Source organism: Bacillus sp. FSL K6-1033 (genome assembly GCF_038630765.1).
Lineage (GTDB): Bacteria > Bacillota > Bacilli > Bacillales > Bacillaceae > Bacillus > Bacillus altitudinis.
In genome coordinates, this window is the sequence record NZ_CP152041.1 from 2,169,797 (window position 1) to 2,186,536 (window position 16,740).

The window sequence follows — 16,740 nt, forward strand, 5'->3', positions numbered from 1 at the left end:
GCTTTCTACTTGATTTTCATGAATGACGCTGATCCTTTTCCTGACTTACTTTTCATCAGCAAACCATTTTTTAATGAGTTTATCAAGTTCGCCATTATCCTTCATTTCTTTTAATGATTTATTGAATTTCGCTGTTAAGTCGCTATTTTTTTTGAATGCAATGGCTGAACCTTCGTTTGAGCTATTCAATCCAAATGCTTGGAAATCTTTTTCCTTTTTCAAGTAGCCAGCCGCTACTTTATCTTCAATAATGGCTGCATCAAAACGGCCTGCTTTAATTTCTTGAATGATATCAGAGATTTTATTACGATCTTCAACCGTTAAGTTATATTTCTTTTGCAATCCGTTTGCTTCATCTTGCTGGATAGAACCTAATTGAACGCCAACCGTTTTGTCTTTTAAATCTTTCTCTGTTTTTATACCGCTAGATTTTTTTGATACAACCAAGTTTTCAGCATTGTAGTAAACATCTGAGAAATCAACTTGTTTTTTACGCTTTTCAGTAGGTGTCATGCCTGCAAGCACAATATCAGCTTTATTTGTTTTAAGAGCTGACACGAGGCTTGCAAAGTCCATATCTTGAATTTCTAGCTTGTAGCCGTTCTTTTTCGCTAGAGCTGTAGCAAGGTCGACATCAAAACCGATAATTTTATCACCGTCTTTTGATTCAAATGGTGGATAATCTGCTGAAGTCGCCATAATGAGTGTTTTGTCGTCTCCTGATGCGTTTGAATTATTAGAAGAAGTTCCGCATGCTGCTAGTGCAGCTGCAAGACCAGCTGTCATAAGTAATAATAACCACTTTTTCATATGATAATGCCTCCTAGTATTTAAAATCATGAGTAGATTTGAATATTTATTCACTATAATGTATTTTAAACACTTTCTTTTTGATATGCAATAGTATTTTGCTAAAATTATTTTGATTCGTATATCATATAAAACAAAAAAACAGACCGATCAAAAGACCGGACTGCCTCTAAATGATTCATTCAAAAGTAACATGTTACACTTCTTCGCAATACTCATCGAAAGCGGCTTGAAGTTTTGACACCACTTCCATCGGTTCATGTCCTTCGATTTCGTGACGTTCGACCATTTTAATGATTTTCCCGTCTTTTAATAGAGCAAATGATGGTGAAGATGGCGGGAAGCCTTCAAAGTATTCACGTGCTCTTGCGGTTGCTTCTTTGTCCTGTCCAGCAAACACTGTGAGCAATTGATCTGGACGCTTATCGTAATGAACAGAATAACCAGCCGCTGGTCTAGCAATACCGCCTGCACAGCCGCACACTGAATTCACCATGACAAGTGTCGTTCCTTTTTTCGTCAGTGCTTCATCGACTTCTTCAGCTGTAGTCAGTTCCGTATAACCTGCCTGTTTAATCTCTTCTCGTGCTTGTTTCACAATATCATTCATAAATAAATTAAAATCAATATTCATAACCGTCCACTCCTTCTACGTACCAAACCATTTTAACTACATCATATCAAGGAAAACGCCGGCGGGCAAATGTCTTGTTTCGCCCCCTTCACTTTTTTCAAACGTCGTTTATGACCTGTGGAATTGGGGAAAAGTGATAGTAAAGTGATGAAAGGGAGAACTGCGTGATGGCACAATTCAAAAAAGCGATACTCATTTATAACGGAAATGCTGGACAAAAAAACATGGAAAAAACACTAGGTCAAACAGTACCTCTTCTTTCTTTACATATTGATGAACTCATCCTTAAGCCTACAAAACAGCCGAATGATGCCTATCATTTCTGTCGTGAAATGGATGAGTCGGTTGAATTGCTGATTATACTTGGCGGAGACGGAACCGTCCATGAATGTATGAATGGAATTGGCGGTTTAGAAAAAAGGCCGACTGTAGCGATCTTACCTGGCGGGACGTGCAATGACTTTTCTAGAACGCTGGGCATCCCTCAGCAGATGCCAAAGGCCGCTCAAATGGTGATAGATGGCACTGAAAAAAAGGTCGATTTAATCAAAGCAGAGGATCGATACCTTTTAAATTTTTGGGGGATTGGTCTCATCGCAGATACCTCAAACAATATTAATGATAAAGAAAAAGCTGTCCTCGGAAAAATCAGCTACTTCACGAGCGCTCTTCGAACCCTTCAGCAGACAGAACCTTTCTACGTAAGCATTGAAACCGAAGAGGAAAACTGGGAAGAAGAAGCTGTGATTGTCCTTGTCATGAATGGGCACTTTATCGGTACAAATAAATTAGATCTGCCAAATGCTTCAATTGATGATGGAAAAGCCGAAATTTTAATTTGCAGAAATACGAGCTTCTCTGCTTTAAAAGAGATTTTTTCAATGAACCGTGAAGAGCTAGAGGATTTTAAAGGTGACCTGTCTCTTATTCAAGCATCCCGCATTCATATCCATACAAAAGAGGAAATGGATGCAGATACAGATGGTGAAGTATACATGACCGCTCCTTCTTCCCTTGAAGTATTAAAACAGCATTTGACCTTTATTGTTCCACCAGAATAAAAAAGCGCCTGCATCATTTCGATGCGGGCGTTTTTTTGATATAACGTCTGTATAAATATTCAAGTGCATACCCTAGCAGTGTACCTATCAGAAGGGAAATGCCTAATAAACTATTGGCGACTCCTTTAAATCCTCCTATCATCAACAAGCAATAGGCGATTTGAATGATTGAAACGATCGATATGATGAGCAGTAAGCGTTCAGGATGATTGCGTGATTTGGAAATATACCGAAGAAAAGCGAACGCAATGGCTGTGATAAACATCAGACCGATCGTAAGAAAAGCAAAAAAATCTAGTCCAGACATCTCATCGCTCCTTTCTGATTGATATGGAAATCCCCCTCTCATTGTGAGAAGGGGACATATAAATGAGCTTAATAGACGGACGTCTCTTCGTCAATGCCTTCAAGAATTTGTTTGATTCTTTGCAGGAATCTACCGCATACAAGACCATCGAGTACTCTATGATCTAATGAAAGACAAAGATTCACCATATCTCTTGCGGCAATCATTCCATTTACAATCATCGGGCGCTTTACAATAGATTCTACTTGTAAAATGGCTGCTTGCGGATAGTTAATAATCCCCATTGATTGAACCGAACCAAATGATCCTGTGTTGTTCACAGTGAAAGTGCCGCCTTCCATGTCACTTTGCTTCAGTTTGCCTTGTCTGACCTTGAAAGCAAGTTCATGTATTTCTTTAGCAATTCCCTTAATCGTTTTCTCATCCGCATCTTTGATCACTGGGACAAAAAGAGCATCATCTGTCGCAACAGCAATGGAGACATTGATCGCTTTCTTTTGAACAATTTTATCACCAGCCCACATGCTGTTCATTTCAGGGAATTCTTTTAAGGCCTGAGCCACTGCTTTGACAAAGAACGCAAAGAACGTCAAATTAAAGCCTTCTTTTGCTTTGAATTGATCTTTTAGCTGATTTCTTCTTGTCACAAGGTTTGTCACATCCACTTCCATCATCGTCCAGGCATGTGGAATTTCATGCTTGCTTCTTAGCATGTTTGCGGCAATCGCCTGTCTAATCGGAGTGACCGGCAGTTCAACATCTCCAGGCATTGAAGAGATGGAAGGAGCCGCTTTTGCTTGTGACGGCTTTGCAGGTTCTGTTTGACCCGTACCTTCACTCACAGGTGCTGCCGTTTCTTTTACGCCTCCACTTTCGATAAGCTTCAGCAAATCTTTTCTTGTGATTCTGCCGCCAGCTCCCGTTCCTTGAACAGCCGTTAAATCAATTCCGTGTTCATCTGCTAAACGCAGGACTGCCGGAGAGTATCGTTTCTTTTGACTCTGATCCACATTTGTTTGGTCAGGTTCTGGTGCTTCATCTTGCGCAGGCGCCTCTTCTATTTTCGCACTCTGCTGCGCACTGCCTTCTACTTCAATTTCACAAAACACTTCTCCTACTTGAAGTGTATCACCCTCTGCAGCCGCTAGTTTAGTGATTGTTCCTGTAAAGGATGACGGAACCTCTGCATTTACTTTATCTGTCATGACTTCCGCAATCGGATCGTATTTATTCACATGATCGCCAGGTGAAACGAGCCATTTGCTAATGGTTCCTTCTGTTACACTTTCACCAAGCTGAGGCATTTTCATTTGTTCAGTTGCCACTTTGAAACCCTCCTCTTTCTTAAAACGCCGCTAGTTCTCTCATTTCAGCTTCTACCTTATCCGGATTAACCATGAAGAATTTCTCCATTGTCGGTGCATAAGGCATTGCAGGGATATCAGGTCCTGCTAGACGTTTAATTGGCGCATCTAAATCAAACAAGCAGTGCTCTGAAATGATGGCAGCTACTTCACTCATGATGCTTCCTTCTTTTGTATCTTCTGTTAACAAGAGTACTTTCCCTGTTTTTGATGCCGCTTCAATAATCGCTTCTTGATCAAGCGGGTACACTGTACGTAAATCGAGAATATGAGCAGAAATTCCGTCCTTCGCAAGGCGCTCTGCTGCTTGGAGGGCAAAATGAACACAAAGGCCATATGTAATGACCGTAATGTCATCGCCTTCTCGTTTCACATCCGCTTTTCCAATAGGGAGCGTATAATCCTCTTCAGGCACTTCTCCTTTAATGAGACGGTATGCACGTTTGTGTTCAAAGAACAATACAGGATCTGGATCACGCACTGCGGCTTTTAACAACCCTTTGACATCATAAGGTGTAGAAGGCATCACAATCTTTAAGCCTGGCTGATTGGCAAAAATGGCTTCGACCGATTGTGAATGATAAAGCGCCCCGTGTACGCCGCCCCCGTAAGGAGCACGAATGACCATTGGGCAGCTCCAATCATTATTGGAACGATATCTAATTTTTGCAGCCTCTGAAATGATTTGGTTGATGGCTGGCATAATAAAATCCGCAAATTGCATCTCTGCGATCGGACGCATTCCATACATAGCAGCCCCAATACCTACACCTGCAATCGCTGATTCGGCAAGAGGTGTATCCATGACGCGCGCTTCTCCAAATTGCTCGTAAAGACCCGCTGTTGCTTTAAATACGCCGCCTTTTTTCCCGACATCCTCTCCGAGCACAAACACTTTCGGATCTCGCTCCATTTCTTCTTTCATCGCTAGTGTAATAGCGTCTATATATGACATAACAGGCATTTTTCTTCCCCCTTACTCCGCATACACGTAACGAAGTGCGCTTTCTGCATCGGCATAAGCTGCGTTTTCCGCTTCATCAGTGGCTTCGTTTACGATTTGCATGATTTCTTTTGTCATCTCTTCTTTCATTTCAGAAGTCATGACATTTCCTTCGATTAAGTACGTTTCATATTGAATGAGCGGATCTTTCTTTCTTGCTTCGAGCACTTCTTCTTTTTCTCTATAGCTAGAATCATCGTCATCACTTGAATGCGCAGTTAACCGGTAAGAAATGGTTTCGATCAATGTTGGGCCTTCGCCTCTTGCCGCACGGTCTCTCGCTTCTTTGACCGCTGCATACACTTCAAGCGGATCATTTCCATCAACCGTCACACCAGGCATTCCGTACCCTATTGCACGATCTGAAATACGCTCACATGCCACTTGTTTGTCATACGGGACAGAAATCGCATACTTATTGTTTTCACACATGAAAATAACAGGCAGCTTATGCACCGCAGCAAAGTTGGCGCCTTCGTGGAAGTCTCCTTGGTTTGAAGAGCCTTCACCGAACGTGACAAAGCTAACAAAATTCTTTTGCTCTAGACGCCCGGCAAGTGCGATACCAACCGCATGAGGAACCTGTGTTGTCACAGGTGATGATCCAGTCACAATTCGGTTTGATCTTTGCCCAAAATGACCTGGCATCTGTCTCCCGCCTGAGCTTGGATCGTCTTTTTTCGCAAAACCAGACATCATTATATCTTTCGCCGTCATCCCGAATGCAAGGACAACCCCCATATCACGGTAATAAGGTAAAACGTAATCCTCTTCCCTATTGAGGGCAAAAGCGGCACCGACTTGCTGCGCTTCCTGCCCTTGACAAGAAATGACGAATGGAATTTTACCTGAACGGTTTAAAAGCCACATCCGTTCATCAATTTTTCTTGCTAGAAGCATTGTTCTATATATATCAATTGCTTGTTCATCAGATAATCCTAATTCATGATGACGCATGTTACTCATCTTATTTCCCTCCTTGATTAAAAATGGATCGCTTTCCCGTCAACAGCAAGGGCAGCCTCGCCAATCGCCTCTGATAAGGTTGGGTGCGGGTGAATTGTTTGTCCGACTTCCCACGGCGTTGCATCAAGTACTTTGGCTAATCCAGCTTCAGATATCATATCTGTGACATGAGGACCAATCATATGAATCCCTAAAATATCATCTGTCTTTTGATCAGCAATGATTTTGACGAATCCGTCAGACTCTCCAAATACAAGCGCTTTTCCGATGGCCATGAAGGGAAACTTCCCAATCTTGACTTCGTAGCCTTGCTCTTTTGCCGCCTGTTCAGTCAGTCCAACACTAGCGGTTTCTGGGTGAGAGTAAACACATTTAGACACGAGCGTTTCATCAATTGGCTTTGGATCTTGACCAGCCATATGTTCCACTGCAATCATGCCTTCATGTGATGCGACATGCGCCAGCTGAAGACCGCCAATGACATCACCTATTGCGTAAATATGCGACTCTTTCGTTTGATAATGCTCATTCACGACAATGCCTTGCTTTTCTGTCTGGATGTCCGTGTTTTCAAGTCCTATGCCTTCCACGTTTGGCACTCGGCCAACTGAGAGAAGCAGTTTCTCTGCTTCAAACGACTGAGTGTCTCCACCTTGTTCCACTTGGATCTTGACGAGATTCTCGTGCTTTTCGGCAGTATCTGGCAGAACCTTCGCATTTGTCACTAAGGTGATGCCCTTTTTCGTTAAAAGCTTTTCCATTTCTTTAGAAATATCTTGATCCTCTGTTGGTAAAATGCGATCTGCAAATTCGATCACTGTGACTTTTACGCCAAAATCGTTAAGCATGGAAGCCCATTCGATCCCAATCACGCCTCCGCCGACAATCAGCATGGACTGAGGAAGTTCTTGCAGTTCAAGTGCTTCGTCTGATGTAAGGATGTGTGTTCCATCCGCTTCAAGCCCAGGCAGGACGCGCGGTCTTGACCCAGTCGCAATGATGACCTGCTTTGGAATCAGCATTTCATTTTCATCGCCATTCGCCATTTCTACCGAGATGGTGCCTGGCATTGGCGAAAAGATCGAAGGGCCTAGGATACGGCCTATTCCTTCGTATACATCAATTTTCCCTTGTTTCATTAAGTGTTTGACGCCGCCTGCTAATTTGTCGACAATCTCTGTTTTTCTTTTTTGTACGTTGGCAAATTGTAAGGCAATTCCATTTGCTTCAACACCAAAATCAGCGGCACGTTTGACCGTTTGATAGACTTCTGCACTTCTAAGAAGCGCTTTAGATGGGATACAGCCTTTATGAAGACATGTTCCACCGAGCTTTGATTTTTCTACGACTGCTGTTTTCAATCCAAGTTGAGAGGCACGAATGGCCGCTACATAGCCGCCTGTGCCTCCACCAAGAATGACGAGGTCATATTCAGTTGCCATGACTTGTCACTCCTTTCTCCGCCTTTTGATCATTTGGGTATTCTTTTGGTGATTCTTCTTCTTTTAAAATGCGAAGCGCCCCTTCTGCTAAGGATTGCAATTCATTTTCACCTGGGTACACAACAACATCTGAAATCCAGTCAATGTATCCTCTAATGCTTGACGTAATTTGTTTGCTGTACGCAAGGCCACCTGTTAACACAATGACGTCAACAGCTCCTTTTAAAACCGCACTAGCCGCACCGATTTCTTTGGCAATTTGATAGCACATCGCTTCATAAATAAGCGCCGCACGCTCATCGCCTGCTTCAATCATGCGCTCTACTTTTACTGCATCTGTCGTACCAAGATAGCCCGCAAGACCGCCTTCGCCAATAATGCGTTTGAGCATTTCCTCTTGCGAATATTCACCAGAAAAGCATAAATTAACAAGGTCACCTGTTGGAAGAGTACCTGCCCGCTCTGGGCTGAAAGGACCCTCGCCATGAAGACCGTTATTCACATCAATGACTTTTCCTTTTTGATGTACACCAATCGTAATTCCGCCGCCCATATGGGTAATGATCATGTTCAAATCTTCGTAACGCTTTCCAAACGAAGCAGCCGTTTTTCTTGCGACTGCTTTTTGATTTAACGCATGAAAAATGCTTTTCCGCTCAATTGTTGGCAGTCCTGAAATACGAGCAATTGGCTGTAGTTCATCTACGACTACGGGATCAACAATAAAAGCTGGAATGTTAAGGCCAAGTGCAATTTCTCGGGCAATAATTCCGCCTAGATTAGAGGCGTGCTGGCCAGCATACCCTTCTTTTAGATCTTCAACCATTTGCTCATTTACTTCATATGTGCCACCTTCAATCGGACGAAGAAGACCACCGCGTGCGCAAACTGCATCAAACTTTGAGATGTTCATCCCCTGTTCATGCAGTGTTTTCAAAATGGTTTCTTTGCGGAATGAAAATTGATCAATGATATGAGGAAACTGCTTGATTTCCTCATCTGTATGTCTTAATGTCGTTTCAAAAATAGATCGTTCATTATGAAACACACCGATTTTTGTTGAAGTAGAGCCAGGATTAATAGTGAGAATACGCCATTCTTTTGTCAGCAAAAACAAAACCTCCGTTTCAACTCATTCATCCATTTAGCGACGACTTAAAATATGTTGACCATTTTGCAGGAATTGGCTTCTTGATTTGCGCATTCTTTCAATTCGCTCTTCAGCCAATCGGTCTGCCGCTTTATAAGTTGGAATGGCATCACGGTTAGAGATTTCAATCACTCGCTCAATGTTTTGGTAAATGCCTTCTACTTTTTTCATTGCACGATCTGCATTATAGCCATAAAGCTCATCTGCAACGTTAATCACACCGCCTGCATTGATCACATAATCCGGTGCGTACACAATGCCCATTTCATGAATAAGATCTCCATGATGAGTTTCTCTCAGCTGGTTATTCGCTGCACCTGCGATGACTTTTGCCTTTAATTTAGGAATCGTCACATCGTTAATGGTTGCACCGAGTGCACATGGTGCGTAAATATCACATTCTTGATCATAAATATCATCAGGGTCTACCGCTTTTGCACCGAAGTCTTCTACAGCTCGCTGAACTGAGTCTTTGTTGATATCAGTGACGATGAGCTGTGCGCCTTCTTCATGCAGGTGTTTACATAGGTTGTAAGCCACGTTTCCAACACCTTGAACGGCAATTGTTTTTCCTTCTAATGAATCTGTACCGAATGCTGCTTTTGCAGCTGCTTTCATCCCTTTATATACACCGTAAGCAGTCACTGGAGATGGATTTCCTGAAGAACCAAATGCAGGAGAGATGCCTGTGACAAAGTCTGTTTCTTCATGGATAAGATCCATATCTTCTACCGTTGTACCGACATCTTCAGCGGTGATATAACGGCCATTTAATCCTTGAATGTAACGGCCAAAAGCACGGAACATTTCTTCATTTTTTTCTTTTCTCGGATCACCAATGATGACCGTTTTACCGCCGCCAAGGTTAAGCCCTGCCGCCGCATTTTTATAAGTCATACCTCTCGCAAGACGCAAGGCATCTTCGATAGCTGCTTCTTCATTTTCATATGTCCACATTCTTGTTCCGCCGAGTGCCGGCCCAAGTGTTGTATCATGAATGGCAATGATGGCTTTTAAACCAGACTGTTCATCCTGACAAAATACAAGCTGTTCATAATCGTATCGTTCCATATATTTAAAAAGTTCCATTTTCTATTCCTCCTAATACTTTCGCTTAATTAGATGTACAGATGGCAAGTGCAATTGAATAGAGCTTGCTTTCAGCTGAATCAGACCGGCTTGTTAAAGCAATCGGTGCTTTCGCTCCTGCCACCACAGCTCCCACTTTTGCATGAGCAAAGTAGATGAGAGATTTATAAAGAATGTTGCCTGCTTCAATGGTTGGCACAAGCAAAATATCTGCATGACCAGCCACATCACTCGTAATATTTTTATGAGAAGCTGCCGTTTGAGAAATGGCATTATCTAAAGCAAGCGGCCCATCAATCAGACAGCCAGAAATTTGACCTCTTCGATTCATTTGCGCAAGGCTTGCAGCTGTGAGCGTCGAATCCATCGCTGGGTTTACGACTTCTACCGCTGATAATACCGCCACTTTGGGCAGATGATTTCCGACAGCTTGTGCGACTTGAACGGAATTCACCGTAATTTCTTTCAGCATATTTAAATCAGGCGCAATGTTCATCGCAGAGTCCGTCACATAGATAAAACGGTCAAAGCCCGGTACTTCGAAGGCAGCAACATGTGAAAGGACACTCGCTGTCCGAAGTCCATATTCTTTATTTAGGACAGCTTTTAACAGTACGGCTGTCGGGACATGACCCTTCATGAGAATATCTGCATGATTTTCACTTACTGCCTGAACGGCAATTTTGGCAGATTCTTCGGGTGAATCTGAATGAATAATATCTATCCAGTCTTCGTTGATCTCATGCTGTTTGACTAGCTCCTTTAGGTTGCGTTTGTTTCCAACCAGCAGGAAGCGAGCGACTTTTCGTTCGATTGCCATTTTGATGGCATGAAGCACTTCTTCGTCTTCTGCATGAGCCACAGCCGCTGTTTTATTCTGCAGCTGCGAGGCTTTGATAATCAGATCGTCAAGCTTCATACTTGCCCACCTTTCCTTGTGCTCGGTTCCTCTTTTTATATGCAAGTTCCGTGCCAGCTTGAAATGTGTGAAAAATAAGCCTTTTTGCAAAGAAATTATGCAATTTCTTGCAGGTTACGTGCATGTTACTGCATGCTATCTTTTGCAAGCTGATACTTATCCATTTTATAGTAAAGATTTCGAATGCTGATCCCTAACGTTTTCGCTGTTTTTGTGCGATTGAATTGATGTTTTTCAAGGGTTTGTTTGATCAGCTGCGCTTCAAATGCTTCTACAGCATCCGAGAGCGTCTCCCCCTCAAATTGACTAACAGCCAGTTCCTGTTGCTCTTTTTCCTCATGCTCGTCTGACTCCATGAAGGCGATATGCGCTTCATCGATCCATTCTTCTTGCGGATTTAAAAAGATCATCGCTCGTCCAAGCACATTTTCAAGCTCTCTCACGTTGCCTGGCCAGCTATATGATCGAAGTCTATTAAGCGCACGATCTGTTAAGCCGCTGACGTTTCGCCCATAGTCTAAATTGATCTTCTGGATGAGGCGTTTACTTAATGATTCAATATCTTCAAGACGCTGTCTGAGCGGTGGAATCGATATCGGGTATCTGTTCATTCGATAATATAAATCCTCTCTGAACTTCCCTTCTGCCATCGCCTTTTCAATATTGACATTTGTCGCTGTGATCACACGCACATCGACCGGTATCGCTTTCGTTCCACCTACCCGAACAATTTCTTTTTCCTGCATGACACGCAGCAATTTCGCTTGTGTACTTGGCGTCATTTCACCGATTTCATCTAAAAAGATACTGCCGTGATTGGCTTCTTCAAACAGCCCTTTTTTCCCGCCACGCCTTGCACCAGAAAACGCTCCTTCCTCGTAGCCAAACAGTTCTGACTCTAAAAGAGTTTCTGATAAGGCAGCACAGTTGACACGGACAAAGCGATTGTACTTGCGATCACTTTCATTGTGAATGGCATGCGCAAACAGCTCTTTCCCAGTACCAGATTCTCCACGGAGTAAAATGGTTGCCGGCGTTTTTGCACCCAGCTTTGCCTGCTCAAGTGCGACAAGCATTTGTTCACTTTCTCCAATAATGTCTTCAAATGTGTACTTTGCTTCAAGTGTTCGGATGAGCTGTCTTGCTTTATTTAATTCATTCGTCAATGATTGAATTTCGGATACATCGTGAATGACCCCGACACTGCCTTTTAGAATGCCGTCAACAATAACAGGTGCTACATTGACGATGACATCTTTTTTGTTTGGACCGACCTTCATTCTGACGCCTCGAACAGGTCTTCTTGTTTCAAGCACCTTTAAGTGCATGCTTTCCCCTTCGGAAATATCAGCTCCTGCTGGTTTCCCCACGACCTCTTTATCCGTTAAACCGGTCATTTTCGTATAAGCACGGTTGATCAAAATACCTTTTCCCTGCTCATCGACAACCGATATGGCTTCATCTGATGATTGAATAATAGCCTCAAGCATCGTTCTCACTTCTTTGAGGTTCGTTACTTCCTCCGCTAGCTCCACCGCATCTGTTATGTCTTTAAAGATGGATAAAGCACCTAACATTCTCCCCGCGTCATCAATAATGGGCAGACGGGTGGTCACAATTTGAATTTGCTGATTCAAAAATTGCTTTTGGTTAAATTCCGGCTCCCTTGACCTTAATATATCGGGAAGTTTCGTGTTCGGAATCACTTCTCGAATGTGACGGCCAATCGCATCCTTTTGCGAACACCCCACCATTTTGGCAGCCGATCGATTAAACAGGACCACTTCTTCATCCATATTAATAAAAATCATGCCATCATTCGTTGCATTAAAAATGCGGTCATGTTTATAGGTTTGTTCCTTCAATATTTGAATAAGCTGTTGTTTCTCTGCCATTAATTCTGAAATGACGTATGCCATCGAGCTTGGCACAATCACAGCATGCTCTGGTTTTTGTTCAATTAATTCTTTCAGTACAGCAGAACTGCCTGTGGTTTCAATGATGATATCAATGTCATCTTTTATGTATTCTTTCCAATCCGTCGTCGTCTCAATTCCATTCTTTTTCGCTTCATCCATCCCCGGTGCCTCGAGATCAAGGTCGGCGATCGCAATGATTTGAACCGTATTTGTTTTCAGCAATGTTTCAAGCAGTGCTGATCCACCTTGTCCTGCACCGACAATCAAGACTCTCTGCATCCCGTTACCCCTTTATATGAAAAATTTTGCACACCATATTTTTCCGTTGCAAAAAATTGCACAACACCTATATTACCACGTTTTCCTTTCTTGACAAAATATTTTTTGAATTAGACAATGGAAGTAAATGACGTTTAAGGGGACATTTGATGGGGAGAATACTGGCATTAGTGATTATTTTAATACCTGGAGCCTTTGCAGCACTTGGCATTAAGCTGCTGCGTGACACTGTTTTCGGCATCATCATTGCACCATTTCCATATTTATGGCTGCAAGGAATTGCAGGGTTGTTATTTTTAGGGGGAGGTCTTTACGTTGTTGCAGGATTTATTTTATATAGGGACCGTAAACGAAATAAAGTAACAACTCGTTTTAAGCAAAGGTAATCATGAAAAAGACCCGCTGTTGATAGCGGGTCTTTATTTCATTTCTTCTCTTATTTTGACGGCTCGATCAGGAAAATCAGTAAAGATTCCATCAACACCCAATCTCAACATATTTTTTATTTGCTTCTCACTGTTTACAGTAAACGGTCTAATCACTTGTTGGTCCGCATGGAGAGCGGCTACTACTTCTTTTGTCACCCCAGCGCCCTTTATATTCGGATGGTAGCCCTTTGCCGGGATTGTTTTTAAATACATGTCCGGCTGATGAATCACATCCATTGTGAGGACCGCCAGTTCAATGTGCGGCATCAGCTTGTGAAAAAGAGCTAAGCTGCCGTGATGAAATGATGAGACAAGCACTCGATCCTCTATTTGAAAGTGCTCAATTTGCTCTTTTACTTTTTCTTCAATCCCTGGATATCGATAAATAGAGTTTTTTAATTCAATGTTGATCATAAAGGATGATCTCTGCGTCACTAGCTCTAATACTTCTTCTAAAAGAGGAATGGAGACCGCACCCGTTTCTTCATAGAAAGAATGACTGGCATCTCCTCTTTTTAACTCTTCATATGTATAGTCTTTCACTAACCCTTTCATATTGGTCGTTCGGTTCAGCTTTTCATCGTGAATGACAGCTAGTCTGCCGTCTTTGGTGAGCTGAACATCAAGCTCAATTCCATCCGCTCCAGAATGGAGTGCGTGCTCAAAGGCAATCATGGTGTTCTCTGGATAGTTTCCTTTAAACCCTCTATGTGCAAAAATTTTCGTCATATGCCACCTCTAAATATGATGATTACCTATATTATGACGTGTCTTTTTTTGTTTTGCCAGTTTGAGTACATAAAAAAACCTCTTCTGATAAGAGAGAAGAGGTTGACAGGTAAATTCGATCACGTAATCGCTCTGATGGCTTGCTCTGTCGTCTCTGCGTCAAGAGCAAAAAGGGAAGAAACAACTGCGACTGCTGTAACGATTGTTACACCTAACAACAACTTTTTCATAAGATAACCTCCACTTTCTTTTGAAGTATTTGTGCATCGAATTTCTTTTCAAGAAAACGAATGGCATTTTGATAATCATTTCGTTCCTTGAAGTATTTCGATATTTGTTCAGACAAATCCTCAAGCTCCACATATAATCTATTTTTTTCTATGTAGTCTAATTTTTCAGAGAATACGTCTGCTGCTCCACTATTTTCGCACATCAAATCCAAAATTTCAAATTTTACTATATATTCATTATTTTGGATATCACAGCTATATTGAATCCCCTCTTTAATATATTCTTTCGCCTCATGATCTCCTAAATGAACTAAGGCATTTGCGAGAACATATAAAGATTGGATGAAATAATGGCTATTGTCGCGATGAATTTGAATGCCCATCCCTTTTTTGGCGTATTGCGCGCTTTTTTCATAATCAGGTTTTGCGTAATAAAGAACCGCTAAATTGTGATAGCACTTCCCAATCAGCACTTCATTGTTAATGCGCTTACTTTTCTCAAGTGCCTCTTGGTACTTTTCCTCAGCTTCATCAAACTGTAGTAAATCAATACAGTTGCTCGCATGCAAAATCAAGCTGTCAATCGCCTGTGCGGTATATTCTTCATGCGCTTTAAACGTATCAATGGCTTTTTTAATATGATTAATGGAAATAAAATTTTGCTTCAGTTCGTAATAAATGGAAGCGACTTTATGATGAAAAGTTCCTACTTCAAGATCTTCATTCACACGTTTTAGCCGCTGCTCAGCAATCTTATAAAAACTAATCGCCTCATCATATTTTTTGACATAGGCAGCATATTGGCCTTTATAAAAGTAAAAATAAAAATTAATAATGTCATCTGCTTTTTCATCCAGCGTTCCGACACTTTTCATAATCTGATTGGCTTTTTCAATATTTCCAAGTAACATTTCATGTCTGCCGTCGACTAGCTGATAATAAAGAAGAACTTCTCGATCCTCATCTGTATTTTTTAGCAAATTCTGAATTTTCTCTTTATAGACAGCAGATTTTTCTAGGTCATTCTGAGAAATGACCCTCGTCCACTTGCTAATTTCGTTCGCAACCTCAGCAGAGTGGATTTTCAGCTTTCCCATAACCTCACCCTCTTCTTTTCATTATTATAGCATAGTAAAAGAATGTGAAAATTATTAAATTCGACAATGGGAATATTCAGTTCAAATGGCACAATCTCTAAGAAGCCAGTGACTTTAAAACGCCAACCAATCAGGTCAATAGAAATAGAACTTTCGATCTCATTTACTTTATTTACTAATTACATAAGACCTTTTCCTCTCATCCTTTTTCTTACGAATGAGCGTTTTCTTCTTCTATAAGCCAATTGATTAGCGTAGCTGATTACCACTATTTTATGTCCTATTCATTTTTTTCATGCTTTATTTTTCATTTTATTCTGAAAATAAAGCGACCCGTTTGTCCAATTTAAACATTAAAGATGATTTTATCAACATAACCATTTTTTAGCAATATTTTACAAAAATAAAAAAACGCCTCATTGAAGAAACGTTTTTTTATGGAAGGTGACTTAGCTTGCTCTATGCTCTAAACGCAGACGATCAGCCACCATGGCAATAAATTCGGAATTGGTCGGTTTGGCTTTTGACATGCTGACTGTGTAACCAAAGAGTGACGAAATGGAGTCAATATTCCCTCTGCTCCAAGCCACTTCAATAGCATGACGAATCGCTCGTTCTACCCTGCTGGCTGTCGTGTTAAATTTCTTTGCAATGTCTGGGTACAATACTTTTGTAATACTGCCGAGTAGTTCAATATCATTGTACACCATCGAAATGGCTTCTCTTAAGTATAAATAGCCTTTAATATGAGCTGGCACGCCAATCTCATGAATAATCGTCGTAATGCTCGCATCTAAGTTCTTACGTTTCGGTTCAGGTTTGCTGCGAAGGACACTGTTTTGGATAGATGAAGATCGATGGCTGACTTGTGTGCCGTTTCCACTGACTTGACGAATATGACCTACGAGGTTTTCCATATCGAATGGTTTCAAAATGAAATAGGATGCGCCCAAATCGACTGCTTTTTTCGTTACGTCTTCTTGTCCGAAAGCCGTCAGCATAATGACACTTGGCTGTTTGGTCATTTCATTGTTTTCACGGAGGCGTTCCAGTACAGCAAGACCGTCTAAATGAGGCATGATAATATCTAAGAGGAGAACGTCGGGCTCTTTATCTTTAAATAATGTCAGACATTCCTGACCATTATACGCCACGCCAAGTACTTCCATATCTTCCTGTCCCTCAATATACTCTGTCAAAAGGCCAACAAGTTCTCGATTGTCATCAGCTACACACACTTTAATTTTCTCCACGTTCTTTCCTCCCCAATGTCGATTCCTTAGTCTTTTGCATTTCTCTTCTGAGTGTTCAAT

General features: G+C 41.6%; 16 protein-coding genes. 2 read left to right on the plus strand and 14 right to left on the minus strand.

What is annotated here, in order from left to right:
• Positions 1 to 45: 45 nt before the first annotated feature.
• Both MHH31_RS11060 and MHH31_RS11065 read right to left on the minus strand, forming a co-directional pair.
• Positions 46 to 810 (minus strand): transporter substrate-binding domain-containing protein, encoded by a 765-nt coding sequence (locus MHH31_RS11060; protein ID WP_008342238.1) that lies wholly within the window; start codon positions 808 to 810, stop codon positions 46 to 48.
• Between the two features lie 196 nt (positions 811 to 1,006).
• Positions 1,007 to 1,444: a BrxA/BrxB family bacilliredoxin gene (locus MHH31_RS11065; RefSeq protein ID WP_007501138.1), complete on the minus strand. Its 438-nt coding sequence runs from the start codon at positions 1,442 to 1,444 to the stop codon at positions 1,007 to 1,009.
• 167 nt (positions 1,445 to 1,611) lie between these two features.
• Here MHH31_RS11065 and MHH31_RS11070 point away from each other — a divergent pair, with 167 nt between their 5' ends.
• A complete protein-coding gene (locus MHH31_RS11070; RefSeq protein WP_342494807.1) occupies positions 1,612 to 2,505 on the plus strand; it encodes a YegS/Rv2252/BmrU family lipid kinase in 894 nt (297 codons plus the stop codon).
• Positions 2,506 to 2,518: 13 nt separating this feature from the next.
• Here MHH31_RS11070 and MHH31_RS11075 read toward each other — a convergent pair whose 3' ends face one another.
• From MHH31_RS11075 to MHH31_RS11115, 9 genes are all read right to left on the minus strand, one after another.
• A complete protein-coding gene (locus MHH31_RS11075; RefSeq protein ID WP_008342236.1) occupies positions 2,519 to 2,812 on the minus strand; it encodes a YesK-like family protein in 294 nt (97 codons plus the stop codon).
• A gap of 68 nt (positions 2,813 to 2,880) precedes the next feature.
• A complete protein-coding gene (locus tag MHH31_RS11080) occupies positions 2,881 to 4,137 on the minus strand; it encodes a dihydrolipoamide acetyltransferase family protein (RefSeq protein WP_041506978.1) in 1,257 nt (418 codons plus the stop codon).
• Between the two features lie 19 nt (positions 4,138 to 4,156).
• Positions 4,157 to 5,140 carry an alpha-ketoacid dehydrogenase subunit beta gene (locus tag MHH31_RS11085; RefSeq protein ID WP_007501148.1) on the minus strand — a complete coding sequence of 328 codons (984 nt, stop codon included), beginning with the start codon at positions 5,138 to 5,140 and terminating at the stop codon, positions 4,157 to 4,159.
• Positions 5,141 to 5,152: 12 nt separating this feature from the next.
• The gene (locus MHH31_RS11090; protein ID WP_342494808.1) at positions 5,153 to 6,145 is read right to left on the minus strand and encodes a thiamine pyrophosphate-dependent dehydrogenase E1 component subunit alpha; all 993 of its coding nucleotides are present in this window, start codon (positions 6,143 to 6,145) and stop codon (positions 5,153 to 5,155) included.
• 17 nt (positions 6,146 to 6,162) lie between these two features.
• Positions 6,163 to 7,587 carry a dihydrolipoyl dehydrogenase gene (gene lpdA / locus MHH31_RS11095; RefSeq protein WP_342494809.1) on the minus strand — a complete coding sequence of 475 codons (1,425 nt, stop codon included), beginning with the start codon at positions 7,585 to 7,587 and terminating at the stop codon, positions 6,163 to 6,165.
• On the minus strand, positions 7,577 to 8,704 hold the full coding sequence (buk, locus tag MHH31_RS11100) for a butyrate kinase (protein ID WP_026050108.1): 1,128 nt from the start codon (positions 8,702 to 8,704) through the stop codon (positions 7,577 to 7,579). The genes lpdA and buk overlap by 11 nt, the downstream gene beginning before the upstream one ends.
• Positions 8,705 to 8,731: 27 nt before the next feature.
• Complete coding sequence (bcd, locus tag MHH31_RS11105; RefSeq protein ID WP_024718888.1) at positions 8,732 to 9,826, minus strand: branched-chain amino acid dehydrogenase; 1,095 nt, start codon at positions 9,824 to 9,826, stop codon at positions 8,732 to 8,734.
• Between the two features lie 25 nt (positions 9,827 to 9,851).
• Positions 9,852 to 10,745 carry a phosphate butyryltransferase gene (yqiS, locus tag MHH31_RS11110; protein ID WP_342494810.1) on the minus strand — a complete coding sequence of 298 codons (894 nt, stop codon included), beginning with the start codon at positions 10,743 to 10,745 and terminating at the stop codon, positions 9,852 to 9,854.
• Between the two features lie 125 nt (positions 10,746 to 10,870).
• Positions 10,871 to 12,943, minus strand: a complete 2,073-nt coding sequence (locus tag MHH31_RS11115; protein WP_041506974.1) for a sigma-54-dependent Fis family transcriptional regulator — start codon at positions 12,941 to 12,943, stop codon at positions 10,871 to 10,873.
• Positions 12,944 to 13,092: 149 nt separating this feature from the next.
• Here MHH31_RS11115 and MHH31_RS11120 point away from each other — a divergent pair, with 149 nt between their 5' ends.
• Positions 13,093 to 13,329: a DUF2627 domain-containing protein gene (locus tag MHH31_RS11120; protein WP_017357960.1), complete on the plus strand. Its 237-nt coding sequence runs from the start codon at positions 13,093 to 13,095 to the stop codon at positions 13,327 to 13,329.
• Between the two features lie 33 nt (positions 13,330 to 13,362).
• Here the strand turns inward: MHH31_RS11120 and MHH31_RS11125 are convergent, their stop codons facing one another.
• From MHH31_RS11125 to spo0A, 3 genes are all read right to left on the minus strand, one after another.
• Positions 13,363 to 14,100, minus strand: coding sequence for a glycerophosphodiester phosphodiesterase (locus MHH31_RS11125; protein WP_024718886.1), 738 nt, complete (start codon positions 14,098 to 14,100; stop codon positions 13,363 to 13,365).
• Positions 14,101 to 14,326: 226 nt separating this feature from the next.
• On the minus strand, positions 14,327 to 15,427 hold the full coding sequence (locus tag MHH31_RS11130) for a Rap family tetratricopeptide repeat protein (protein ID WP_024718885.1): 1,101 nt from the start codon (positions 15,425 to 15,427) through the stop codon (positions 14,327 to 14,329).
• Positions 15,428 to 15,876: 449 nt separating this feature from the next.
• Positions 15,877 to 16,680: a sporulation transcription factor Spo0A gene (gene spo0A, locus MHH31_RS11135; RefSeq protein WP_008342226.1), complete on the minus strand. Its 804-nt coding sequence runs from the start codon at positions 16,678 to 16,680 to the stop codon at positions 15,877 to 15,879.
• Positions 16,681 to 16,740: the final 60 nt, after the last annotated feature.